At 43.3% G+C, this 18,352-nt stretch carries 12 protein-coding genes; 4 read left to right on the top strand and 8 right to left on the bottom strand.

Features of this window, described 5'->3' with window-relative positions; genetic code table 11:
• Positions 1-873 precede the first annotated feature (873 nt).
• Together FW774_RS17505 and FW774_RS17500 are read left to right on the top strand one after the other, a co-directional pair.
• Positions 874-1,830, top strand: a complete 957-nt coding sequence (locus tag FW774_RS17505) for a type IX secretion system membrane protein PorP/SprF (RefSeq protein ID WP_262714446.1) — start codon at positions 874-876, stop codon at positions 1,828-1,830.
• Between the two features lie 315 nt (positions 1,831-2,145).
• Positions 2,146-2,661, top strand: a complete 516-nt coding sequence (locus FW774_RS17500) for a hypothetical protein (protein WP_149349515.1) — start codon at positions 2,146-2,148, stop codon at positions 2,659-2,661.
• Positions 2,662-2,995: 334 nt separating this feature from the next.
• Here the strand turns inward: FW774_RS17500 and trxA are convergent, their stop codons facing one another.
• Together trxA and FW774_RS17490 are read right to left on the bottom strand one after the other, a co-directional pair.
• Entirely contained in the window at positions 2,996-3,316 is a 321-nt protein-coding gene (gene trxA, locus FW774_RS17495; protein ID WP_149349514.1) for a thioredoxin, read from the bottom strand.
• 262 nt (positions 3,317-3,578) lie between these two features.
• Positions 3,579-7,931: a translocation/assembly module TamB domain-containing protein gene (locus FW774_RS17490; RefSeq protein WP_149349513.1), complete on the bottom strand. Its 4,353-nt coding sequence runs from the start codon at positions 7,929-7,931 to the stop codon at positions 3,579-3,581.
• Positions 7,932-8,028: 97 nt separating this feature from the next.
• Here FW774_RS17490 and tsaD point away from each other — a divergent pair, with 97 nt between their 5' ends.
• The gene (gene tsaD, locus FW774_RS17485) at positions 8,029-9,027 is read left to right on the top strand and encodes a tRNA (adenosine(37)-N6)-threonylcarbamoyltransferase complex transferase subunit TsaD (protein ID WP_149349512.1); all 999 of its coding nucleotides are present in this window, start codon (positions 8,029-8,031) and stop codon (positions 9,025-9,027) included.
• 204 nt (positions 9,028-9,231) lie between these two features.
• Here tsaD and arr read toward each other — a convergent pair whose 3' ends face one another.
• Positions 9,232-9,639: an NAD(+)--rifampin ADP-ribosyltransferase gene (gene arr, locus FW774_RS20940; protein ID WP_410522747.1), complete on the bottom strand. Its 408-nt coding sequence runs from the start codon at positions 9,637-9,639 to the stop codon at positions 9,232-9,234.
• Positions 9,640-10,376: 737 nt separating this feature from the next.
• Between arr and FW774_RS17475 the strand changes: the two genes are divergently transcribed.
• Positions 10,377-12,857, top strand: a complete 2,481-nt coding sequence (locus FW774_RS17475; RefSeq protein WP_149349510.1) for a hybrid sensor histidine kinase/response regulator — start codon at positions 10,377-10,379, stop codon at positions 12,855-12,857.
• Between the two features lie 116 nt (positions 12,858-12,973).
• On the opposite strand, the gene FW774_RS17470 is transcribed toward FW774_RS17475, so the two are convergent.
• Genes FW774_RS17470 through FW774_RS17450 form a run of 5 tightly spaced genes read right to left on the bottom strand, consistent with a single transcriptional unit; the run spans position 12,974 to position 18,329 of the window.
• A complete protein-coding gene (locus FW774_RS17470) occupies positions 12,974-14,155 on the bottom strand; it encodes an AGE family epimerase/isomerase (RefSeq protein ID WP_149349509.1) in 1,182 nt (393 codons plus the stop codon).
• A gap of 17 nt (positions 14,156-14,172) precedes the next feature.
• A complete protein-coding gene (locus tag FW774_RS17465; RefSeq protein WP_149349508.1) occupies positions 14,173-15,105 on the bottom strand; it encodes a DUF4434 domain-containing protein in 933 nt (310 codons plus the stop codon).
• 6 nt (positions 15,106-15,111) lie between these two features.
• Complete coding sequence (locus tag FW774_RS17460) at positions 15,112-15,804, bottom strand: GDSL-type esterase/lipase family protein (protein ID WP_149349507.1); 693 nt, start codon at positions 15,802-15,804, stop codon at positions 15,112-15,114.
• A 1-nt stretch (position 15,805) separates the two neighbouring features.
• On the bottom strand, positions 15,806-16,483 hold the full coding sequence (locus FW774_RS17455; RefSeq protein WP_149349506.1) for a GDSL-type esterase/lipase family protein: 678 nt from the start codon (positions 16,481-16,483) through the stop codon (positions 15,806-15,808).
• A 13-nt stretch (positions 16,484-16,496) separates the two neighbouring features.
• A complete protein-coding gene (locus FW774_RS17450) occupies positions 16,497-18,329 on the bottom strand; it encodes a sodium:solute symporter family protein (RefSeq protein ID WP_149349505.1) in 1,833 nt (610 codons plus the stop codon).
• Positions 18,330-18,352: the final 23 nt, after the last annotated feature.

Raw genomic sequence — 18,352 nt, 5'->3', positions numbered from 1 at the left:
AAACCATCAATATTCACAGGTTTACGGAAAACCTGCCTTAATGTTCCAATTTTGTTAGAACTCTCCGTCATTATCAAAACAGCAACACTTTTACCGGCGTGCAAACACCGGTTATATAGCTTAAAATGCAATTGGGATTTATGTAACATTTTTACAACAATAACGCTCTTGCTGGTATAAACTATCTCTAAAAAACATTTTGGAATACTTTACCCGCCGGTGTATTGCCCGGCAGATAGCGGGCTACACTTTTCCCGGTAGAAACGTCCGGGTGCTGCTATACGCCGTATAACTTCATCAAAACTTATACTGTAAAATGGCACAGATATGTCTATCCAATATTTAACCATTGATTAAACGGAATGGATTTTATTACAATGCTTATAGTTAATTAATACGTATCTCATCCATAATTTATTCGTATCTTATTCGACTGTTTACGTACAATATAGCTATTAATTATAAATTATAATATTTTCAAAAATAGATTAGTTCCAGATAAAGATTTAAGGGATCAATAATGGGTAGTGAAGACACCGGCCCATGACTTCCTGCGCCGCTGATGTCATCACCAGAGGAGTTCGGAAGAATTAACAAAGATTGATCTTGCTGTCATAAATTAGAAAATAAAGGTTTTAAACCGTCATAACTTTTGTGTCCTTTGTGCTTAATTTTAATCTTCCGAACACTTGTAATATCCTCACCATCAGCTCCACATAACTTAACTTTTTCATTTTAAACAGGCTCTAATATCTTGTGATACTTTGCTTTTTGTGTATGTTTTATAAGCTTGTGCTGTATTTCTTATAACTGATTCCGGATTATCTCAACAATTTGGTAACTATTTACCGCTTAAGCCGTATGTAGTAACCCGTGAGTACTTTTGGTAAACATTTAAGTCCTGTAACTCTGAAGATATATCTTGTATTGCTTTTCTGCCTTTTATCCGGGTTAATATCCGCTTCTGCCCAGCAAAAGGCTATTTACACGCAATATATGTTTAACGGGCTCACCATTAACCCGGCATATTCGGCAATGGATGAGGCATTCACTGTTACGGCGCTTTCGCGACATCAATGGGTCGGTTTTAAAGGAGCTCCTAATACGCAAACGCTTTCGGCCTACTCGCATATTGGTGAGTCTAACACTTCGGTGGGCGGCTTTCTGATACGCGACCAGATCGGCGAGGTGCTCAATGAAAAAGGTGCTTATCTAACCCTGGCTCAACAGGTTGAAATTGGCGACGGCACATATCTTGCCGTAGGTTTTAACGGGGGCATTAGCAGCTACCAGGCAAATTTCTCGGATGATTACCCGTACAGTCCCGAATCGGTTAACGACCCGGTATTTAACAATGAGCACAACACGCGTGGTAATTTTGGATTTGGGGTAATGCTGTTCTCTGGTAGCTATTACGCGGGATTTTCGTCCCCTCATTTTTATTACCGCGATCTCAATTCGTTTGGCGGAGCCGCTGCAACCAAATATCGCCCTTATTATATGCTGCAGGGCGGCTACCTGTACACTATTTCTGATGGACTTAAGCTCAGGCCAAGCGTTTTATTCAAGTATGTGAATGGCTCTCCGCTGCAATTTGACCTGAACGCAAACCTGCTGATCAGTGAGCGATTATGGTTAGGCGCTTCATACCGATCTCTTGATTCTTTTGACGCCATTGCACAACTATACATCACCGATAATATTGCCCTGGGGTACTCATTCGACTTTGTAACCACTAAACTTGTTAAAGCCCAGCGTGGTACGCATGAAATAAGCCTGCAATTCCGTTTCCCGGTTCTGGGCCGGGATTTTCCAAGATGCTATTTTTAGAGAGAGACTTAAGGTGGAAGGTTGTACGTTGTAAGTTTTACGTTATAAGTTGTAAGTTTTACGTTATAGAAGCGAAAAAGAAACAAGAAAGGTGGAGGGCGGGAAGGTGGAAGGCTTAAGGTAATTACGAATTATGATTTTAGATTGAAGAATGAATATATGAGAAATTATATAACCGGCTTCGGGGATATCAATTAAACAAATGACCAAATCAACGTTTAAACAACTACGCCAAATTGTAAATTCTAATACCAGATAACACTAACTACTCGCGACCTGATACTAATCTAAACCAACAACCTTACTTTTGCATCCATGAAAGAAGAGCAAAAAAGCGGTTTCCCTTTATTTATCAATACCATTTGTTACCTGCTGATTATTTACAGCTTATGGACAATTGCCCTCAAATGTTCACAACTGGGTATTTTATATAAACAATATGCCGGTTTGCCGGCAATGTCAGCAAAAAACGGTCAACTATTGCTGGATAAAAATTTATTATACCAGTTTCTGTTGGCCGGGCTTCATGTACTACTGATGCTTATAACCTTATTATCCGGCTGGGCTGGATTAAAAAGAAAGCGAATTGCTTACATGGGGATTATTTGGTCGTTATACCTGAACATATTGGTATTTGCCGTATCACTGGGACTGGAATTTCTGGGAATATTCCAAACTGCTTTTCGCCGATACTCCACCGAAGCTACGCTGTTTTTCAGTTTCATCACGTTATTTGATGTTCTTGCCAAAGTCGGGATTATTGCACTGATGATTTGGATTATCCGGCAGCTTTACACAGAGTCTGTCAAAAAGGCATTCTTTATAAGGTAGAAGGCTTAAAGGTAAAAGACAGAAGATTAGTTATAAGTTTTAGGGTTTACGTAGTACGTTTATGGCTGATGGTTACATAGTCCGGAAGTCGGGAAAGTCAGAAAAAGACCGAAAGTAGAAACGAGTTACGGGTTATGAGTTACGGGTTATGAGGCTCGTAACACGTAACCCATAACAGGCAACAATAGAACAATTCAGAATACAACAATTAAACAATTTCACTAAGCTGGAAGCAGGAGGTTAATGGTAAGGTTAAGGTTAAAGCAGATGTTAGAAATGATAAAAAAAAGCTCCGCAGAAATCTGCGGAGCTTTTGACACTAACAATGTAAAACTTATGCTATTTGCTTGCTCAGTTTATCTGCCAGTACAGATTTAGGAACTGCGCCAATTTGTTTATCTACAATTTCACCATTTTTAAAGAACAATAAGGCGGGGATATTACGGATACCAAATTTCATGGAAATATTGGGGTTATGATCCACATTTACCTTACCTACTACGGCTTTACCACTGTATTCTTTAGACAGTTCTTCAACCACCGGACCTACCATGCGGCAAGGCCCGCACCACTCAGCCCAAAAGTCAACTAAAACCGGTTTATCTGATTTCAACACTACTTCATCGAAGTTTGCATCTGTTATTTCTAAAGCCATGATATTTTATTTATGGTTACAAATTCAAAGGTACGTATTCAATAATCCTGCCACAAGCTTCTGTTGACAAAATGACATTTGTATTAAGGTAAGCAGATGGTTCATGGTTCATAGCTTATGGAGTCCGGAAGTCGGGAAAGTCAGAAAAGACCGAAAGTAGAAACGAGTTATGAGTTATGAGTTATGAGTTATGAGTTATGAAGCTCATAACACGTAACCCATAACAGGCAACAATTAAACAATCCCAAATCTCAATATACCACTACTTCTGTGCAGCCGGTTTGGGTTTAGCCTGTTCTTGCTGTTGCCGGCGTTCTTCCCTTCGTTTTTGTCCGACAAGCTGTCTCAGAAATTCACGGAAATTATTAAAATCCTGACGGTAAACCAGACCAATAGCGCTTACATATTCTTCGTTAGGATTCAGGAAGTTACGGTTATTCAGACGGTTCGATGCTCTTAATGCCAGGCTTCCATCCTTTCTAAGCAGGTACGATGCCTCTACATCGTGCTGTACTGAATTACCAATTACGTTAAAGTCGTTAAGCTCGCCACGGGTATCGGTAACACCGCCGGTTAGCACCAGCCTGTCGTTCAGTAGCCGGATGGATGCGCTGGCTTCGTTAAATGAACGAATATTAAAATCTACAAAGTTGAGGTTCAGCGACTGTGCCAGCACGTTATTAAACTGGTTAAAAAACAGTTCGGTTGCCGCATTTTGTACTGTTGAGTTAAGCTGCTGGGTTAGGTCTGTTCCGGTTCCGGGCGCAAAGCTACGACGCACAATCAGGCTCAGCGCCTGCTGATTGACGTTACTTACATCGCTGAAATAACTTTGCAGCTCATCTTTTACATAAGCATCAGCCGGAAAGTCAACGCCAAATGTAATATCCGGGTGCAGTAATGCTCCGCTTAAATTCATCACCGCTTCGGTCATTACGCGTTGGTCTACCGGCGGCCTGCCGGCAGCAATATATAAGGGACGTAAACTGGTACGAACGCTGTATGTGGCTTTGAGGTTTATCTGCGCTTCGGTAGGATTTCCTGTCCATCGGATGGAACCACCGCGGGAAATATCAAACACTTTATTGATAAAATCCTGTGCCGTGGTAAATTCAAATTTACCTTTGGATAACAGGTAATCGCCAAACATGTTAAAATCACCATAGCTGGTAATATTCAGGTTCAATACCGCGTTTCCACGACCGCTGAGCTTGCCCATATCGGTAAACAGGTTTACCTCCGAATTATCGTCTACATTCAGCACAAAATTCATAGTCAGACCGTTAAAGGCGTTCTTTTTAGGCGCAGTCAGGCTGGAATCCTTGGCAACAAAGGTGATAAATTCATTATCGCTTACGGTTTCGGCAGAGTTAAGCGGAATATTAAATACAGTACCTTCTTCGGTTTTAGCATCGATATTGATTTTCATATTATCGGTTGGGCCGTTAAAACTAAAAACACCTGTTGCATAAGCCGTTCCGTAATACAATGAGTTGTCTTTAGAGGTAGTATTGAGCGCCAGGAATTTGCGGGCAGTAATCTGGACATTAATATCCGGATTATCGATATTGTGCATATTCACCGTACCGTTGGCAATGGCCTCATGATTATCCGGATCTTTAATAATGAGATTATCCAAATGGATAACACTATTTTCTACCGTAACCTTATCGTTAATATGATAAGGAGTTTTAAGGTAATTTACCGTCATGCCGGCGTTGTTCATCAGCAGCACACCATCCACTTTCGGGTCGGTGACGTTGCCCTGCAAAGTTAAATCGGCAGAAACTGTGCCTTTCAGGTTAGATACCAGGTTTTTCAATAAAGGCTCAAACAGAATCAGGTCGCTATTATCCAGTTTAACCTGCATATCCAGGCTGTTATCTTCATCTTTGGCATTGTATGTGCCTGAAATATTTAAGGTTTCAATGCCCTGCTTTTTAATGTTGATATTGGCGTTAACCAGCTTTTTTTCGTTATCAAACCCGGCTTTTACAGACATATCGCCAATAAAGGTATCGTTAAACACGATAGAATCGGCCTGCATATCTGATGTTATCTGCGGCGTTTTGGTGAGCGCCGCCACATCAACATCGCCATTCAGCGTTCCTTTCAGCTCAACACCCCATCCCCGCGTTAGCGAGTTAAATGTGGCCAGCTTAAATTTATCGAACGTTAGTTTGAGATGGTCTTCCGATGCGTCAGAAATTATCCCGTTAATGGACAGTACCTGGTTATCCCTGAAAAGTTCAAATCCATCCACAAAAATCTTATCGCCTTTAATGCCGATGTTTGCCTTTTCCTGAATACGCCAGTCTTCATGGTTAATCGTTACGTCCGAAGGCAGAATACTCATCCGCGTAAGCGTATCCACACCAAATTCCAATATACCGTTCAAGTCCAGTTGGTTTGTGGCATCCAGGTCTGATAATTTCACGTTAAATTGCAGACTATCGCGTTGCAGGATGTTCGCGATGTTCACATTTTTAATGTACAGGCTGTCGGTAAAATCAACACGGTCTGAGGTAACAAAAATATTCATTGCCTTATCGGTGTTGTTTTCGTCAACAATCAGGTTGTTTACCTTGATGTTATCGTATTGGATGAGCTTGAAATAGGCGTTGAACGTTGCGATATTCTGCGCCGAAACAAATTTACCATTCATTACAGCCCCTTCGGGTACTTTAACGTGCGGAGCAAACAGAATGGATACCGGCTCGAAATATTTAAGATTGAGGTTAAAATCAAAGTTCTGGGTTCCGCCGGAAACAATGGTTGTTTTAAGCGAAGGGATGTAACGTTTTACAACCGACTTAAAGTACGATGGCAGGGTATTCAAATCGTATTCGCCGTGAATACTGGCATCCAGTATGTCGGAATTAACCGTTAAGGTACGGTCTGCGCCGATGTTGTTAGCGGTGAGGCTAACAGAATCTACCACCAGCGAGGTTTGGGTATTGGTAAGCCTGACCTGGCTAAGCAGCAGGTTACCCTGGATGTTGTTGAGGTCATCGCCGGTAAAGTTGGTGGTAAAATCGGCATCTACCTGTAAGGTATCATTCGTAAAGTTGAGCTTATGCAAATTGGCATTCCGCAAACTTGCCTTGAAGTCAAATGCCGGTAATTTAGGATTAAGATTTACGCTTCCGGCAAAATCAAGCTTCATGTTAGCATCGTTGATTTTGATTTTACCATCAAACAGGTTTTTATTGAATGTACCGTTAAGTGCAATGTTGTTATAACGGTATCCGTTGAAATCGAGATATTTAACCTGACCATCAATATCTTCCTTTAGTTGTTTCACCGAAAAACCCGAGCCTTTAACGCTGGCCGTTAAAGTGGTGCGCCCCAGCATGTTTTCATCAACCAGCATTCCGAGGTCAAAATCGTATGCTTTAATTACTCCCAAATACACCGGAACTTTACCAATCTTCATATTCACGTCAGAAACAACGCGTCCGAGGGCAGTTTTAAACTCACCGTAGGCAATGAAATCTTTCGGGAAACCGGTAAAACGTCCGTTGAAATTAACTGTACCAAATTTATTAATGATATCGGGAATTACCTGCTCCTGCTCTCCCGTTAAACGGGATACAATAAAACCGGCATCTTTTTTATTGGTTTGTATCTGCTCAAACTGCAAATCCATAAACGTTTCGCTGATGCGGGGCAATCCGGTAATGTCAAAATTGCCTTTCAGGTAGGTTGCCTGTCCGGCCCTTACCGAAAAATTACGGGCTTTAAGCTTATTAACATACCCGGTAACATTACCGTTTATGCTCATATCCAGCGTCAAATCGGCTACTTCGGGTGTAAAGAAGGTAATATCCTGCGGATGCAGAAAGGCATCGTTAAAATGCACCTTCATGTAGATATTATCTACAAAATGATTAAAATCTTTATAGCTGTTAAACTTAAATTTCACGTAATCGGCCAGACGGGTTTGCGGCGTTTCAAGCAGCAAATTTTTAAATTCCATGCCGTTGCTGTCTAACGTGGTTTGTGCCGTGAGGTTTTTAAGATAGAACCCGCTTTTCTCTTTAAACGTCATGTGCCGCACCTGGAACTGGGCCAAATGGTCTTTGGTATTCAAATCCAGGATAGTGGCATTGAGTTGCCTTAAATCAATATCATCAAAGTTTATCAGGTGCCTAAATACGGTATCGCGGGCTTTGAAATTGCGGTACCTGAACCGGAAATTATTCAGCACAATTTTATCGAATGTAATATCGTACGGCTTTGTTTTCTTTTTCACTACCGGCTTGGCCTGCGGATTACTGAAGTAATCAATAATAAAATCCAGGTTGGTGGAATTGTCTTTATAATCTTTCAGGTAAAATTCGGTGCTGTCTAACTGGATGGTATTGACCGATATTTTCCGCAGCCGCAGCGAAAGCAGGTTTAAATCAACAGTGAGCCTCGGCGCCCGCAACAACGTATCTTTTTGCTGGTCTTCGATAAAAACATCCTCAAGCACCAGCGATTTAAAGGGTTTGAGATACAGACTTTTGATATCAATGCGGGTATGAAGTTCCTTAGACAGGTAATTTGCCGCTTTTTGGGCAATATACGTTTGTACCGGCTTAAACTGGAGGGAAAATACCAAAGCTGCCACTAATACGAGTATTATGGCAACTATCCAGAGAAATATTTTCAGTACTTTTTTAATAACTTTGCGAAGTTAAATATCCGTATTAAATCAACCAACAAAATTGGCTATAATCCTTGGCATTGAGTCATCCTGCGACGAAACTTCGGCCGCTGTTTGTATAGACGGCAAAATAGGGTCTAATATTATTGCAAACCAAACTATTCATGAAAAATATGGCGGCGTAGTGCCTGAACTGGCTTCGCGGGCGCACCAGCAGAATATTATTCCGGTTGTTGAAACGGCCATAGCTACCGCCGGTATTCACAAAAAAGACATTGATGCCGTGGCATTTACCCGTGGTCCGGGATTACTGGGCTCGCTCATTGTAGGTACTGCTTTTGCCAAATCGTTCGCTTTAGCCCGCAATTTACCGCTCATTGATATAAACCACATGCAGGCGCATATCCTGGCTCATTTTATTGACGATAATAAACCTGAGTTCCCGTTTTTATGCCTGACGGTTTCTGGCGGACATACCCAGATTGTGCTGGTAAAAGATTATTTCGATATGGAAGTTGTGGGACAAACCAACGATGATGCCGCAGGCGAAGCCTTCGATAAAACAGCCAAAATCCTGGAGCTGCCCTATCCCGGAGGTCCGCTCATTGACAAATACGCCCGCGAAGGCAATCCAACGTTCGCATTTCCCGAACCACAGATACCGGGTTACGATTTCAGCTTTAGCGGCTTAAAAACGGCTATCCTGTATTTTATCCGTGATAAACGCAAAGTGGACGAGGACTTTGTGAAAAATAATATGGCTGATATCTGTGCATCGGTACAGCACCGTATTGTTACTATTCTGCTCAACAAAGTAATTAAAGCTGCCCGCGATCATAACATTGACCAGGTAGCCATTGCCGGTGGTGTTTCTGCCAATTCAGGTTTGCGTACTGCTCTTACCGAAACTGCTGCACAACGGGGCTGGAAAGTATTCATTCCTAAATTTGAGTATTGTACTGATAACGCGGCCATGATTGCTATTGCCGGTTATTACAAATACCTCGCGGGAGATTTTACCGGGCAGGATGCAGCGCCGCTTGCCAGGATGAGGATGTGAGTACCCGAAAAATCAGCTCTGGGTATCGTCCGCGTTTATAACGCGGATGCATGAATACTGCGATTGTATCGCATAAAGCGTAAGCTGAGAAAACCGATTACTCCTTTGTTCTGGATTATAAATCCCGTCGAGTTAGATATTTTGGATTAACCTGTTTACAACAATTTCCCATCAGACAGTTTTGTGGTGATTGACTCTCTGAGACTAATTAATTATTTCTCCTTTGTTGTTCGCTAATTTTTCACGGAATTTTTGAAGCTCTTCTGGAGCGGGTCTAACCCAATCTGTTACTTCTCCAACGATTTTCAATGGTGCCTGGGAGCGATAGGAACGAGTTGGGTTGCCGGGAAATTTTTTGTCTGTAACGTTTGGGTCATTTTCATAATTTCCAGTCGGCTCAACAATATATACACGTTCAGGTCCGTCACCCTTCGCTAATGCAGCAGCAAGCCCTGCTCCACGAACCAGAGCTGTGAAATAAATATGATTCATTTTCAATCCAGATTTATAATTGGAGTTACCCCCTGCTGTCAGTAAATCGCCAACCTGCAAATCTGCTTTCGTGCCATGGTAAAAAGGGCCTTTGTCGGAAGGGTTATCCTTAAACAAAATTGCTAATTCAGCATTCTCTTTTGATTTTTCTGTATCACATAAATCTTCATAGCATTTGGCAATGTTTAAATAAAGCGAAGGGAAAGCGCTCTTAACAGTATCATCATTTATTTTTAAAGCATACTCCAAAGCCGTTTCGAGCCATTTTAATTTATCGGAGACTGTTTTTTGATGTCGGGCCACATAATAAGCTGTAAGGAATTTTTCAAAGTCGTTTGTCGCTTCGTTCCAACCTTGCAGAAATAGTCTGCTTGCTTCTTCAGGCTTGCCTTTTTCTTCCATGTCCATACCCTGAAGACAGCGCTTAACAACATTGTTGAATGGTGAAAATTCCATTTATGATTACTTTGTCTATCTATTTAAAACCTGTCTGTTATTTGATGGTCATTGCAAGCTTAATCCTCACAACCCCGCAAGGGATAACACAGCAGATAAAATACTGATACTGATTTTCACGTTGTATATTTGTTAGTTCCTGATAGATATATTGGTTGTCGATACTGTAAAGCTGTATATTCTTGCAGAAAAGGCTTGTAAACTTAGGCCTTATTTTTGACAATTTTGTTTTGGCGATGGTAAAACTTGTATGTTTTAAAAATATTTACAAAAGCTGCTTACACGATTAGAACCAGCATCATGCCAACTATAAACCGACACATAAATATATTTTACATTATTGATTATAAGGCTATTACAGGTTTTTAATTTTGAATTTTTACTTTTGACTTAGCACCAGCATGAGTTATAAAAAACCGCTTGTACGTTTGGCAAAAGGCAAAGTTATTATTGCCTTTGTAGTGAGTGTTACGGCTTTGGTGCTGGCTGTAGTGATAAGCCGGCGAACATTTCAAAAAGTGCTGAGTACGGTTGAAAATATCTCTACGCCTAACGAAAAACTGCGTTTAGTTAACAAGATATCAAGTGACCTTACCCGGCTTGACCAATTGCAACGGGCACAGGTACTGAATAAAAAAGGCTCCTATAAAGCTTTTATCAAGGAGTCGGAATCGTTGCAGCTTACGTTGGATTCGCTCAGCGATTTATATAAAAACAACACACAGCAGGCCGGGCGCATTGATTCCATGAAGATCATTTTGACCGAACGCGACCGCCTTTTCACGAATTATCTCAAGGTGCGCCAAGGTCTGGTAAACAGTCAGGTGTTTTCAGACCAGGTTAAATCGCTTTCGGGATTAATAGCGCAAGGCTCGGCCCAAATTGACAGCACCGTCTCTACCGTTGAGCATAAAACATCAACCACTACCATTATTCCAACCAGAGAAACAGATACCCGGAGCCTGTTTGAGAAAATATTCGGTAAGAAGAAAACCGCTGTTCCCGATTCACTAAAAAAGCAGATTGTACGCGAAGAAATAAACCTGACGGTTGATACACTGACCCGTGCCCAGCAGGATAGTTTTACCCATAAGATTGAACAGTTGGTCAATCAGCTTCAGCATGACCAGAATTTAAGGCGAAACCAGTTTATTAACCGCGAAATCGCTTTAGCTAATGTCAGCAATGAGCTTACCGGACAAATGCTCACATTATTGCAGGAAGTGCAGAAGGAAGTGGTTTACCAGATGGAACGCAATAACGCCCAGGCTAAATCTGTGGTGAACGACAGTGTTGAGCGCATCAGTTTTATTGCCATCCTGTTCCTGGTTATGATGGCTGCATTGATTTATTTTATCCTTACGGATATTTCGCGGAGCAACCTCTACCGCAAACAGTTAGAACAGGCAAAGGAAGAAGCAGAGTATCACGCGGCCGCCAAACAGCGTTTCCTCTCCAACATGAGCCATGAAATTCGCACTCCGCTGCAATCCATCATCGGCTATGCCGAGCTTATCCACAACCAGAAGCACCCGCAGCGGGATAACATTGATGCCATTTACCAATCGTCAAACCACTTGCTGCACATTGCTAACGAGGTGCTCGATTACAGCCGCATTATTTCCGGTAAGTTTACGTTCACTCCCAAAGCCTTTGATATTAACCTGCTTTTACAGGAAATTGTAGCCGTGCTGCGTCCGCAGGCAGAAAAAAAATCGCTGGCATTTACGCTAAAAACAACTATTCCTGCCGCATGCTCCGTTCTCTACGGCGATGCCTTCCGGCTGAAACAGGTTTTATTTAACCTGACCGGAAATGCTATAAAATTTACAGAGAAAGGCCAGGTTACGCTGTCTGCCATGGCTAAACAAACAGGAGATTCGGCCGACTTTTCTTTCAGGGTTACCGATACCGGCCCCGGTATTGAAGAAAAAGACCTGAAGCGTATTTTCCACCCGTTTGAGCGTGTCGATACCACTACAACCAGCGGCACCGGACTTGGACTGGCTATAGTGCAATCGCTGGTTGAAGGTCAGCAGGGAACAATACAGGTTAACAGCCGCCCTAAGCATGGCTCGGTTTTTACCGTACACCTGGCATTCCCCATATCACACGAGCCTGTGGCAGATACAAGCAGTTCAGTGCAGCAAAACCAGTTTCAACATAAAGTTTGGGTGGTAGATGACGACCGTTTTATCTTACAGTTATGCGCCTCTATACTGGAAAAATACCAGGTTAACTTTGAAGCTTTCGCTGATGGAAATGCACTATTGGCCGCCCCCTGGGACAATGCTGTTAAACTGGTATTAATGGATATGCGCATGCCGGGAATAAGCGGAACAGAATTGAATAAAGCGCTCCGGGCCCAAATTCCTGCTGATGTAAAAATTGTAGCGCTCACCGCCCAGGCTTTGCCAGATGAACGCGAAGCTATTTTACAGCAAGGTTTTGACGGACTTCTACTCAAACCGTTCAAAGAAGCGGACCTTATTCAATTGCTTAACAATTATGCCCAGACAGACAACCCCGATGAGCTGTTCAGCATACAGGCTTTTGAAAAGATGACGATGGGCGACAATGAGCAACTGCTTATTATTTTACAATCGTTCATTGAAGATTGTTATGCTGATATTGCCTCCCTGCAAAAAGCACTTGCTGATAAAAATGCCCCGGAATGTTCCTTATTAATGCACCGTCTTGCCGGACGTATTGCCCAGGCCGGATACAAGGATTTGGCAGCCGGTTTCCGGGAGCTTGAAATTAAGCTGGAGCATCAGCCTGTACTATCACAAACTATAGCAGATGGCACCCAGCAACTTACTCATGAACTGGAAGAACTGCTTGCCGTGGCAGAAAAACAGCTTACACTATTGCATGTTTAGTTATTTGGCAGCAGGTAAGTATAGTTAGGGCCTTGAAATTTCATAAACAGGCTCTTACACCTAAATCCGCAGAGTCCTTTGGAACTCTACGGATAATATAATGTTCTAAGCTGCAATTAAACCGCCTGAACATTATTCAACGGCACAGCTTTGTTTTCCAGCGTTTTCCATACCTGGTACAAGGCCCGTGGAACATGGAAACATCCCTTCCACTTACCACCTTTCAATGTTAGCAAAGGCTGCCCCTGCCGGTTCAGGTAACCAAACCATTCGCCAAACTGCTCATCCCTGAAATGATTCCAGGTATATTCGTGTAGTTTCTCAAACCATTGATAACACTGCATATTCCCGGTTAACTGCCAGGCTTTAGCCATACAAACCAATGCTTCGGCATGTACCCACCAGAGTTTCTGATCCCATTCCAGCTGCAGGGGTGGTTTATCCTTAATATCCAGGAAATAAAGAATGCCACCATGTATTTTATCCCAGCCTTTTTCCAGGGCATTTAATGCAATTTGTATGGTTTTATCTAGAAGTGCTTTATCGTTGATGCGTACAGCCAAGTCCATGATAAACCACATGGCCTCGATAGTGTGGCCCGGGTTGAGCAAACGCCCATCGAAGGTATCGGAAAAACTTCCGTCAAGGTTTACATTTTCCAGTATCAAACCGCTCTCGGGATGATAAAACACATCCATCACTTCGTGGATAACATTGTGCAGCAGATCATCAACCAGCTGCTTATCCAGAATATGCTCAATTTCGAGCGAAAGATTACTCAAGATCATAGGCAGCGCAAAATTCTTCAGCGAACGTGTACCGGGATATGCCTTGTTGTATTTTCCTTTGGGGTTATCGCGGCGGGCGAGGATACGCTCAAATGTTGTACGGGCAATATCAGCATATTCATCTTTGGGGTTTGCCTTGTACAAAGCGCCAAAGCCCATCGCGGCAAAGCAATCTGAGAAGATATTGTAGGGTTGTACCAACGGGCTACCATCCCGCGTAAGCGAAAAATACCAGTCGCCATACTCATCGCGACCGTATTCTTTCATAAAAGTTGCTCCATGCTCCGCGATATTAAGCCATTGCTCGCGGGCCTCCACCTGGTTGTACAGCATAGCGAATGTCCACACCTGGCGTCCTTGCAGCCACATGAATTTATCGGTATCAAACACATTTCCTTCGCGGTCAAGGCAGGTAACAAAACCACCCTTTTCTTTATCAATGCTATTTTTCTCCCAAAAGGGGATCACACTTTCCAGTAACTCTTTTTTGTATATCTCGTCGTATTTCATCTCCGGTTTTAATGTTCTTATAAGGTATCTATGTATTCGCGGTAGCGATTGTACAGGTGGCCGGCCTGCAGGTAAGCAGACTGTGGACTCATGAAGTGCGAAAATTCAAAGGTTATCGCTTTATCGTACCCCGCACGGCGGGCTGCTTCGAGCTTGAGCCGTAGTTTTTCAAATTTGATGGGCAGGAATTTAATGGGCATATCCCGGTCGAAGGATTCGGCGTTGGTCCAGCATTGAAGACCATAGCGATCGGCCATTTGCTTGTTCACGGCAAAAAAATCATCCAGTTCATGGTAATCGATATGACCATCCTGGAAGGCAACGGCGTCTACAGCACCCTGAATGCCGCTGAATATTTCGCTCCACTCCTTTTCATGCTCCTGTATGGAAACCGCGTCCTCTTTGGTAAGCTGACCCGAGGCTGCCATCACGGCCTTTTTACCATCTATCCAGGGCGATATTAAGGTGGGCAACCCTCCGCTTACTCCTTTACACTGCTCGCCCAGCGTCCTGAAAGCTTCGGTTGCTCCTTTTGTACGCCTGCTAATCTCCATGCTGAGGTACCAGCCGCCAAAGCTTTTGTAATGTCCGTATTGCTTCCATACTTCATCGATAACATAGCGATTGGAATCAATTTCATTTTGCAGATTCCCGGTATCCCAGTAATGGCCGCTGTCGTACAAGCCGAAATAGAATTTCATACCGTATTTATCTGCCAGTTGTAGAAAAAGCGCTACCAGATCAACGGGCGGCTCGTAACAGCCAAATTGTTTTTGCAGGTAGGCCGACGGATAGGTAATAAACCGGCGATAGCCGCTGCGGATGAGAATAACGGTATCGATGCCGATTGCCTGCATGTGCGCAAAATCCCGGTCCCACTCTTTTGCACCCCAATTTTGGTGCGGTATATCGTGTGAAATCTCGTCTATAAATGTTCCGGTTATCTTCATCAGTTTCTATAAATAATGTTTGTTTTTCAGGAATTCAACCCAGGTAATGTATGCCGAAGGAACCAGGTGAACGCCATCAGGCGTCACTTCTTTTTTAAGCTTTCCCTGCTCATCCTGGAACAAGGGGCAGATGTCAATAAAAGTGATATGTTCCTGCTCTGCCAATTGCCTGATACGTTCGTTTAAGCCGGGAACCAGCACATTACGGCCTTTAGTGTATGGCTCTTTAGTCATATCCTCGTTGATGGGTAATGCGCTTTCGATATAAATTTTAGTCTCAGGCGACTGGCGTTTTATTTTTTCAATGATCCGTTTATAGTTGTTGATACTAACGTCGTAGGGCAATTTTCTGAACTGATCGTTAATACCATCCATCAGGAATATTGCCCTCGGTTTGGCTGCCAGAATCTCGTCCATACGGGCCAGTATGCCAAAGGAGTTATCGCCACCAACGCCACGATTTACTATAGGATATTTATATCCCGAAAGGATCTCCTGCCATTCGCCACGCTCAGTAATGCTGTTGCCGAGAAAAACAACTTCGTTTTTTTGGTGAGGCATCTTGTTAAAATACTCTACCCGTTGTTGATAATAATAGTTGGCGTAATTACTATCTATTTTAGTGACGGTTTGTGCGTCAAGCTGCGTCAGGCTACCTGCCAGAAGAAAAACAAGGATGGATCTGTTTGCTGCTTTCATTTTAAATAGCATGAATTTTCCGGAGATAATCGGCCCAAAGGATATAGGATGCGGAACGAAGATGCAAGCCATCGAGCGTTAGCTCTTTCCGCATTTCGCCCTGAGCGTTCTCAAAAGCCGGGTGTAAATCAATATACTTAAGCTTGTAGGTATCGCAAAGCAGTTTTAACCGGTTATTCAGATCGTTGATCTTCTCATTGGTTACCTGGGCATACGATGCCGGAAGCATGGCCTGATTTACCGGAAGTACGCTTTGCATAAAGAGCTTAGTACGGGGCGATTGCGACTGAACGATCTTGATGATACGCAAATAATTGGCTGCTATAATTTCGTTCGGGATACCCCGTTTCATATCATTAACACCGATTAACAGGAATATTTTAGCAGGCTTTGAAGCCAGCACCTCATCCAGGCGAGCTATTACGCCATACGTAACGTCGCCGCTGATTCCGCGGTTTATTACATGCTTAAGCGGCACCAGTTCCTGCCATTTACCGCCTTCGGTAATGCTGTTACCCAGAAAAACGATCTCTTTTTTCTGATTGGGCATTTGCCGGAAAAAATCAAGCCGTTGCTTATAATGGCTGTTAGCGTAACTGCTGTCGATGGCTACATTTTGTCCGTAAGCCGATGAAAGACCCAGGAACAACAATAACAGGTTAATTTTATAGTACTTCATCTACTTTCAACTTTTAAGCGTCCGCTTCCTTCAGCTTGTCCCACCAGAATTTTTTAAGCCAGGCACTGGTCAGCACCAACACAATTGCCCAGATCATCAGCTGTGCATTCTCACGGATCATGAAATAGATCGGAATGACTACTTGCGCCATTTGCCAGATAATACCGGCAATGATATTGCTCATATCCCGCTTAAAATCTTTATTGGGGATAAATGACGGATCTTCGGCCATTACTTCGGCCTTAATTGGCCCCCAGAATCCCCATGGACGGGTTTTCCGGTAAAAATCTTTTACGGCTTCGCGGTTAGGCAAGGGTTCCACATACGTACCGATGATACAGCCGGCAAGGGAAATCAGGAGGATAACAGGGAATACATAAATATCTACAATACCGGGGAAGAAAAACAGCTTGGCGGTTGATGCAATCAATCCAAACAGCATCCCCCAGAAGTATCCGTTACCGGTAAAGCGCCACCATACCCATTTCAGCACGTTGGCTGCTACATATCCGCCGTAGAGCGCCGATGTTAGCCACAAGGTGAGCTTGTTTAACGAAGCCGCATTGAACCCGAACACAATACCTACCAGTACCAGTAAAACGGATGAGATAACGCTTAACCGGATATATTTTTTGTTCGGAGCATGCGGGTTAATGTATTTTTTATAAATATCGTTTACAATGTAAGCGGGCGCCGCATTTACAAAGGCAGAAAATGTGCCCATAAATGCCGAGAGGAATCCGGCGAGCACCAGGCCTTTTAACCCTACGGGTATGAAGCGATTGATGGATAATGGCAATACTTTTTCAAAGTCGATATTGCTGCCCATTTTACCCATTTCAGGCCCCAGGTATACCAGGCCAAGCACCGCGAACGAAGCTACCATCAGGTAACGGGGAATGTACATCACAAAGATGGTACTGAAACTCATTTTTGCCGCTTCGGAAGGCGTACGGGCCGATAACACCCGCTGCATATCGTAACTGGGAACCGGACCGGCAATGGATGCAAAGATTCCCTTAAACAGCATCATCATAAACAAAGCTCCAAAAAGACCAAACCCGTCCGCAGCAATTTTATCATTCACATTGGGAAGCGAGGTTGTACTCCAGTCGAGGTTGAGCTTCCAGTTGAACAACAGCTCGCTCCATCCTGCCGGAACTGCAGCATGTATCTGCTCGGCGGTAACCGATGTATAGGCAATGTACCCGATGGCAAAGCAGGAAATGGTCATGATGATGAACTGCAGCACTTCGGTAGCTACCACACTGTACATGCCGCCTTTTACGGTATAAAGCGTAGTAAGCAGGCAAACGATCAGGGCATACACCTTTTCGGATGACAGCTGCCAGCCTGCAATATTGAGCGATAGATCCCACGGGAGAATGGAGGTGCAATACTTACCAATTCCTTCAAAGAAATACGCAATAAAACCGATCACACTGATTACCGCGAAAATCACGATAATGATATGCGACAGCTTGGCGCCCCGGCCATCGCCAAAGCGGAAGGTTATCCACTGCGCCCCGGTCATCACACCGGAACGGCGCATCCAGATAGCCAGATATACGAAAATAAATACCTGGTTCCACACCGGCCAAAGCCAGGGTATCCAGGCACTTTTCAAACCATAAATAAACAGGATGCTTACCGTCCACATGGTGCCGGAGGTATCAAACATGCCTGAGGCGTTGCTTAGCCCCAGGTAGTACCATTTCATCTTATTTCCGCCAAGGAAATAAGACTGCAGGTCTTTTGAGGCTTTACGCGAAATGTAAAATCCCAATAACAGAATGCCAATGATGTAGGCGAAAATGATAGCAATATCAATATAACTCAGGGTCATGTAATGTGTGGTTTCTAAAAATA

The organism is Pedobacter sp. BS3, from assembly GCF_008274585.1.
Lineage (GTDB): Bacteria > Bacteroidota > Bacteroidia > Sphingobacteriales > Sphingobacteriaceae > Hufsiella_A.
The sequence above is the reverse complement of the archived record's forward strand: the minus strand, read 5'-3'. Positions and strand labels throughout refer to the sequence as shown.

Bases quoted from the DNA above. Each gene is read 5' to 3' on its own strand.
- FW774_RS17500 (WP_149349515.1), top strand. From the start codon at position 2,146: ATGAAAGAAGAGCAAAAAAGCGGTTTCCCTTTATTTATCAATACCATT.
- trxA (WP_149349514.1), bottom strand. From the start codon at position 3,316: ATGGCTTTAGAAATAACAGATGCAAACTTCGATGAAGTAGTGTTGAAA.
- FW774_RS17475 (WP_149349510.1), top strand. From the start codon at position 10,377: ATGAGTTATAAAAAACCGCTTGTACGTTTGGCAAAAGGCAAAGTTATT.
- FW774_RS17470 (WP_149349509.1), bottom strand. From the start codon at position 14,155: ATGAAATACGACGAGATATACAAAAAAGAGTTACTGGAAAGTGTGATC.
- FW774_RS17465 (WP_149349508.1), bottom strand. From the start codon at position 15,105: ATGAAGATAACCGGAACATTTATAGACGAGATTTCACACGATATACCG.
- FW774_RS17460 (WP_149349507.1), bottom strand. From the start codon at position 15,804: ATGAAAGCAGCAAACAGATCCATCCTTGTTTTTCTTCTGGCAGGTAGC.
- FW774_RS17455 (WP_149349506.1), bottom strand. From the start codon at position 16,483: ATGAAGTACTATAAAATTAACCTGTTATTGTTGTTCCTGGGTCTTTCA.
- FW774_RS17450 (WP_149349505.1), bottom strand. From the start codon at position 18,329: ATGACCCTGAGTTATATTGATATTGCTATCATTTTCGCCTACATCATT.